The sequence below is a fragment of the Salinivibrio sp. MA427 genome, from assembly GCF_001996115.1.
In the GTDB taxonomy this organism is placed as follows: domain Bacteria; phylum Pseudomonadota; class Gammaproteobacteria; order Enterobacterales; family Vibrionaceae; genus Salinivibrio; species Salinivibrio costicola.
The window spans coordinates 1-7,722 of sequence record NZ_MUFH01000112.1; the positions used below are offsets into that span (position 1 = coordinate 1).

General features: G+C 52.1%; 4 protein-coding genes. All 4 read right to left on the reverse strand.

The features are described from left to right. Positions 1–3: 3 nt before the first annotated feature. Complete coding sequence (locus BZG79_RS08720) at positions 4–963, reverse strand: cobalamin biosynthesis family protein (protein ID WP_077459818.1); 960 nt, start codon at positions 961–963, stop codon at positions 4–6. A 13-nt stretch (positions 964–976) separates the two neighbouring features. Beyond that, on the reverse strand, positions 977–1,672 hold the full coding sequence (gene mtnN, locus BZG79_RS08725) for a 5'-methylthioadenosine/S-adenosylhomocysteine nucleosidase (protein WP_077645828.1): 696 nt from the start codon (positions 1,670–1,672) through the stop codon (positions 977–979). A gap of 102 nt (positions 1,673–1,774) precedes the next feature. Next, positions 1,775–3,187, reverse strand: a complete 1,413-nt coding sequence (locus BZG79_RS08730; protein WP_077774206.1) for an FAD-dependent oxidoreductase — start codon at positions 3,185–3,187, stop codon at positions 1,775–1,777. A gap of 12 nt (positions 3,188–3,199) precedes the next feature. After that, a complete protein-coding gene (gltB, locus tag BZG79_RS08735; protein ID WP_077774207.1) occupies positions 3,200–7,666 on the reverse strand; it encodes a glutamate synthase large subunit in 4,467 nt (1,488 codons plus the stop codon). Positions 7,667–7,722: the final 56 nt, after the last annotated feature.

The following is a 7,722-nucleotide window of genomic DNA, read 5'->3' on the forward strand; positions in this document are numbered from 1 at the left end:
TCCTTAAAGAATAAGAAGCAAAGAGCTTAACGCAAGCCAAATTAAAACACTGTGTTTTAATTTTAAACGCAAAAGCAATAGGTGGTAACACGCCGGGGTGACCCCGTAGCCAATTTTGGTTCTGAGGGTTTTCGTGCCTTGATAGATAGCCGGGCCACCGAGAGATAATTGAAAGCGGCTTCCCGCACAGGCGAGTAGCCAACCCGGTCCTGGCGTGCGCCAACGACGGCCTTGTTGCCAGCAAGCTTTGAGATGCGTCCATGGCGTACGCCCTAGCGCCAACACGAGCGCAAACAGCGACATTGGAATGGTGTCGACCAGGTTGAGTAATCGTGCGGTTGCAAGGCCGAATGGATAATAGGCTAGTCGGCTGGGTGACCAGACGCGATGGAGATGAACCACACTGGTATATAAAAGGGCACCGACGCCACCGGCAAGCGCATAGTAAAAGATCACACAGGCGCCATGCCGAGCCGTGCCGAGGATCAGCGTTTCAGCGCCGGCTTTACCGATGCCGATCAATGACAAGGACTCAGTGTCTCGGTTTACCTGTGTCGCAAGTAATGCACGCGAGGTACCTTTATCATGCTCATCAATGGCCTGCGCGAGTGCGTGTCCAAATTGGTCAATCGGTCGCCATGCTAATGCGAGCCAAAGCAAAATCCCATCAAAGAGTGGACGTGACCAGACGAGCTCACGAGCGGCAATCAATAAAATAGCCAAGGTGCCGCACATCAAGGCCAAGGCGAGACCACCCGCGAGTTTGCGTTGCTGTTTAGGATCGTTATCTTTATTGACTTGGCTCGCCAGCAATACGGCATACTGCTGCCAATATTGAAAAGGAGAGTGCTGGGTTGAGAGCGGCAGTAACCAGTGGATCAGCACCGCCAGCCACAGCGCCCATAAGCTTCCGTGGTTGGCGGCGAACAGTATCCATTGTTGCGGGTTAAGCAAAGCATCCATGATCGTGGTCGGGTTAGTCGTTAATCATCGTCACCATTTTTTCGACCATGGCGGAGGAGCTTTTTGCTGCCAGAGGCAAGAATTCTTCAAAAGACATGGGTGACTCTTTTTCTGCGACCACGTCAGAAATAGCACGTACTACCACAAAAGGTGTTTTGAACTGGGCACAAACTTGCGCAATGGCAGCCGCTTCCATTTCTGCGGCAACGGCTTGGGGGAAGTGAGTGTGGATATGTTGACGATGTGCGTCAGTGTGGACGAAGGTATCTGCGGTACAAATGAGTCCGCGAACCACATGAGTCTCAGCGTCGACCGCTTTCTCAGCTAATTGCATTAAGGCTTCATCRGATTCAAATACTGCCGGCTGCTGTGGCACCTGCCCCATTTGATAGCCAAATGCGGTTGCGTCCGCATCGTGATAACCAACCTGAGAAGACACAACGACGTCTCCGACATTGAGCGAGGGCTCAAAAGCACCCGCAGAGCCGGTATTGATCACCCAATCAGGCTGGTGCTGCGAAAGCAACAAGCTGGTGCCAATGGCCGCCGCTACTTTACCAATCCCCGACTGCAACAAAACAATATCATGGCCGTGTAAGGTGCCGGAGTAGAAGGTGCAACCGCCCTCATGGTGCGTCGTTAGGCTGGTTAGCTTGTCGCGCAGTAGAGTGACTTCTTGCTCCATTGCGCCAATAATGCCGATTTTCATGGTTATAATCCTGTTCGCGCGTTAATGCCGTTAGTGTACATTAGACAATAAAAAAGTGCCTCCTTTGAGGCACTTCTGATGCTGTCGTTGATCTTAACGCGTTTAAACTTCGAGGTAATCCATGATCCCCTCAGCCGCTTTACGGCCTTCATCGATAGCCGTGACCACTAAGTCGGATCCTCGTACTGCATCCCCGCCGGCGAAGATCCGCGGATTCGTGGTTTGGTATAAGATCTCACCTTTAGCAGGCGCCTGAATCCGTCCTCGTTCGTCTAGTGCGACATCGTAAGGTTCCAACCATTCCATTGCATGAGGCTGAAAACCAAAAGCCATGATCACCGCGTCAGCTTCCAGTATGTGTTCACTGCCTTCAATCGGCTCGGGACGACGGCGGCCGGCGGCATCCGGGGCACCCAATTGGGTTTTCACTACGGTGACGCCGCGGACATTGCCGTTATCGTCCACTTCAATGCCAAGCGGTTGCAGGTTGAACATAAAGTTGACGCCCTCTTCACGCGCATTTTTAACTTCTCGACGTGAACCCGGCATATTTTCTTCGTCACGGCGATAAGCACAGGTGACGCTAGCGGCTTGTTGGCGAATCGAGGTACGCACACAGTCCATAGCCGTATCCCCGCCACCGAGGACCACAACGCGTTTCCCTGCCATATCGATAAAGTCGGGCGCATGATCCAGATCCATCACTTTATAGGTGTTGGAGACTAAAAAGGGCAGGGCATCAAAGACACCGGGCGCATCTTCATTCGCGAGCCCGGCACGCATGTATTGATAGGTTCCCACACCTAAGAATACCGCGTCGTAGTYATCCACGAGGGTTTGCATCTCAATATCTTTGCCGACTTCGGTGTTGAGGCGGAACTCTACACCCATCTCGGTAAAGACGCGCTGACGATGACGCATGACATCCTTTTCTAATTTAAAGGAAGGAATGCCAAAGGTAAGCAAACCACCGATCTCAGGATAACGATCAAAGACGACGGGTTTAACGCCATTGCGTACTAACACATCGGCGCATGCCAGACCAGCAGGCCCTGCGCCAATCACGGCCACTTTTTTATCGGTCCACTCGACATGTGACATATCGGGCTTCCAGCCCATTTCAAAGGCTTTATCGGTAATGTATTTTTCGACATTACCGATAGTCACCGCACCAAAATCGTCGTTGAGAGTGCAGTCACCTTCGCACAGACGGTCTTGCGGACAGACTCGGCCGCAGACTTCTGGCAAGCTGTTGGTTTGATGTGACAGTTCTACCGCTTCAATAATCCGCCCTTGGTTGGCAAGCTCTAGCCATTGCGGAATGTAGTTGTGTACTGGGCACTTCCATTCGCAATACGGGTTGCCACAATCGAGGCAACGATCTGCTTGGGCCGATACTTCCTTCTCGGTGAAAGGCTCATAGATCTCAACGAACTCAATCTTGCGCGTTTCAATCGCTTTTTTGCGCGGATCAATGCGCTGGACATCAATAAACTGATAGATGTTCTGGCTCATGGGTCCCTCCTTTTATTGCGCCTGAACGCGCAACTCGGTCGCGCTACGACTTTGATGGCCTAATAAAGTATTCACATCCGCCGCTTTGGGTTTGACCAAATAGAAGCGATGCACCCAATGATCAAACTCATCCAGTAGCTGTTTTGCACGATCCGAGCCAGTTAGCTCAAAATGCTGAGCAATTAAGCCACGTAAATGCTCTTGGTGGATCGTGAGAGCTTCCAGTGAGAGTGCCTCGACCAATTCAGCATTGATATGGGCATGGAAGTCGCCCTCTTCATCCAGCACATAAGCAAAGCCGCCTGTCATTCCAGCGCCAAAGTTGACACCGGTGCGCCCTAGAATTGCCACAATACCGCCTGTCATGTATTCACATGCGTTATCGCCTGCGCCTTCCACAATGGCATGGACGCCTGAGTTGCGTACCGCAAAGCGCTCTCCTGCTTTACCCGCAGCAAAGAGCTTGCCGCCCGTTGCACCATACAGGCAGGTGTTACCCATAATGGTGGACTCATGGCTGGCAAATGCCGATCCAACCGGTGGACGGATGACAATCTGTCCGCCACTCATGCCTTTACCGACATAATCGTTGGCATCACCGATGAGGGTAATGTTGACTCCAGCGGCATTCCATACCCCCAGAGACTGGCCTGCGGTGCCTTGCAGTTGAATATCGAGCGGATTGGCTGCCATTCCGGCATTGCCATAGCGTTTGGCGATGACGCCTGACAAGCTAGCACCGACTGAGCGGTCGGTATTACGGACCGAGCGGTAAATACTCGCGCTACGATTCGCCTCAATCGCATCACTCAGTTCACTCAGCAGAGTCTGGTTCAGCGCCGCTTTATCGAATGGCGTATTCGGCTCACTGCAATATAAGGTTTTTCCCGGCCAAGGCGTTGGCGCCTCAAGGATATGGCTTAAATCCAGTTTCAACTGTTTGGCGGTAAAGCCTTCAACTGCCTCTAATAAGTCGGTACGGCCAATCAGATCGGTGAGTTTCTCGACCCTGAGCTCAGCGAGCAGTTCGCGCACCTCTTCACCCAGGCCTTTGAAGAAATTCATCACCTGTTCGGGGAGGCCTTTAAAGTGATCGCGACGCAAGGTTTCATCCTGGGTTGCCACACCGGTCGCGCAATTGTTGAGATGGCAAATTCGCAGATAWTTACAACCGAGTGCCACCATGGGGGCGGTACCAAAGCCGAAACTTTCTGCGCCTAAAATCGCCGCTTTAATAATGTCGAGACCGGTTTTCAAGCCGCCATCAACTTGCAGGCGAATTTTGTGGCGTAAGCCATTTTCCACCAAAGCTTGCTGGGTTTCGGCTAGGCCGAGCTCCCAAGGGCTACCTGCATACTTCACCGATGTCAGCGGGCTGGCACCGGTACCGCCATCGTAACCCGAAATGGTAATCAGATCGGCATAGGCTTTCGCGACGCCAGTGGCAATGGTGCCAACACCTGGTTCCRAGACCAGCTTAACCGAGACCAGTGCCTGCGGATTCACTTGTTTTAAGTCGAAGATCAGCTGCGCTAAATCTTCAATTGAGTAAATATCATGATGAGGCGGCGGCGAAATCAGGGTGACTCCAGGCACGGAAAAGCGCAGTTTCGCGATCTCTGCGGTCACTTTATGCCCTGGCAGCTGCCCGCCTTCACCCGGTTTCGCACCTTGCGCGACCTTGATTTGCAGCACGTCGGCATTAGTTAAGTAGTGCGGGGTGACGCCAAAGCGGCCCGAGGCAATTTGTTTGATCCGAGAATTACGCTCGCTATTGAAGCGACGTGGATCTTCACCGCCTTCTCCAGAGTTAGAGTGACCGCCTAGACGGTTCATGGCAATGGCGAGAGCTTCATGGGCTTCTGGACTTAAAGCGCCAATTGACATAGCGGCTGAATCAAAGCGTTTAAACAGCTCGGTCGCGGGTTCTACGCGCTCGAGTGCAAGCGGCGTTTGTGCTTTTTTCAAGCGCATTAAGTCACGCAAGGTCGCGACCGGACGTTCATTGACCGTGTTGGCGTAGGTTTTGTAATCCATGGTTTCACCCGAGCGGACCGCGCTTTGCAAGTTGGTCACTACATCGGGGTTATAAGCATGGTACTCACCGTCATGCACATATTTGAGCAAGCCACCGTGCTCAAGCGGTTTGCGTTTAATCCACGCGCGACGGGCAAGGTTGATGAGGTCTTGTTGGAAATCGTCAAAACTTGCCCCTTGAATCCGACTCGCGACGCCTTTAAAGCAAAGTTCAATGACATCGTCATGCAGACCTACGGCTTCAAACAGTTGCGAGCAGCGGTAAGACGCAATGGTCGAGATCCCCATTTTCGACATGATTTTGTAAAGGCCTTTATTGATGCCATTACGGAAGTTAACCATGACGTCACGATAAGGTTGGTTGACCGCACCAATATCGACCAAATTAGCCAACGTTTCGTAGGCTAAATAGGGATAAACCGCGGTGGCGCCAAAACCGAGTAACACCGCAAACTGATGGGCATCACGAGCGCTACCGGTTTCGATGATGATGTTGGCATCACAGCGCAGGTTCTTGCTGACCAAACGTTTTTGCACTGCACCGACGGCCATGGCGGCTGGGATTGGGAGCGTGTCTTTGTGAATACTGCGATCGGACAGCACGACCAAGACGGTGCCATCGCGGACACAGCGCTCAGCTTGATCACAAAGGTCAAGGATCGCTTTGTGAAGATCTTTCTCGTTCGGGTTGTAGTTAATATCGAGAACCGTATTGCGGTAATAGGTGTCGTCCAGCTCGAGTAACTGGATCAGATCTGAAAACAGCAGTACGGGCGATTTAAAGGCAACCCGTTCGGCATGGCCATCAGTCTCGCAAAAGACGTTCATCTCGCGACCGATACAGGTCGCCAATGACATCACGTGATTTTCCCGTAACGGATCGATAGGCGGATTGGTGACCTGAGCAAATTTTTGCCGGAAATAGTCACTGACACAGCGCGGACGCGAAGAAAGCACCGCCATTGGTGTGTCATCGCCCATAGAGCCGGTCGCTTCTTGGCCGATATCACCCAAGACCTTGACCACCTGATCAATCTCTTCGTTCGACATGCCAAACAGCTTTTGATACGTCTTGAGCTGACCATCTTGCAGGTTGCGGCTGCCTTCACTGGTTTGTGGGTCCAGATCTTCAAAAGGCGTCAGGCGACGGACGTGTTGATCGAGCCATTCGCGATAGGGGTGGCGGCTTTTGAGCTCATTATCGATTTCACCTGAGTGCCAAATTTTCCCTTCTCGTGTATCAATGACCAGCAACTCGCCTGGCCCGACACGCCCTTTTTCCTCAACTTCATCCGGTGCGTAATCCCAGATGCCGACTTCAGATGCCAAGGTAATAAATTTATCTTTGGTGATTACATAACGCGCTGGACGCAGACCGTTTCGGTCAAGATTACAGGCCGCGTAGCGACCGTCTGACATCACGATGCCGGCTGGGCCATCCCAAGGCTCCATATGCATCGAATTAAAATCATAGAATGCGCGGAGCTCATCATCCATATCTGGATGATTTTGCCAAGCAGGCGGCACAAGCAGGCGCATGGCTCGGAACAAGTCCATACCACCGGCAAGAAAGACTTCCATCATGTTATCGAGGCTAGATGAGTCTGAACCGGATTCATTCACAAATGGCGCCGCTTGGTATAAATCTGGCAATAATGGCGAGTTAAACTTATACGCACGGGTCCGCGCCCACTGGCGGTTCCCTTCAATGGTGTTTATTTCACCATTGTGTGCGAGGTAGCGGAAAGGTTGGGCAAGCGGCCAGCGCGGCTGTGTATTGGTACTAAAACGCTGGTGGAACAAACAAATCGACGACTCAAGGCGAAGATCGGCCAAATCAGTGTAAAAGCGCGGCAGATCTGCCGGCATACACAGTCCTTTATAGACAATGGTTTGGGTCGACAAGCTGGTCACATAAAAATCTGCATCATCGGTGAGGGCCTTTTCGGCGCGACGACGTGCAATGTAAAGGCGACGTTCGAGATCGCGAGCTCGCCAGCCGGCTGGACCATTGATAAAGACTTGCTCAATCACCGGTTGAGACTGTTTGGCGATGTCTCCAAGTACGTCAGGATTGGTCGGTACCGTTCGCCATCCCACCACTGAAAGGGTTTCAGCGTTGATTTCTTGCTCGAAGCGTTGTTTGGCTTGTTGGGCTTTAGCTGGATCGGCGCTTAGAAAAATCATGCCGACCGCGTAAAGGCGGCTAAGCTTCCATTGATTTTGCTCAGCGATAAGGCGGAAAAAGCGGTCTGGCTTTTGCAGCAGCAATCCACAACCATCGCCTGTCTTACCGTCTGAGTTGATACCACCTCGGTGGGTCATGCGGTCAAGTGCAGCGATAGCGGTACGAACCAGTTTGTGGCTTGGCTCTCCCTCTTGGTGGGCAATAAGGCCAAAACCACAGTTATCTTTTTCCAGCATTGGGTTGTACAGCGACATTGCAATTCTCCCTTGCTACTGCGTGATGCGCAGTGATTGCATTTATTGTCGTGATC

What these genes read in the sequence shown, in the direction of transcription:
- BZG79_RS08720 (WP_077459818.1), bottom strand. Translation starts at nt 963, where the DNA reads ATGGATGCTTTGCTTAACCCGCAACAATGGATACTGTTCGCCGCCAAC.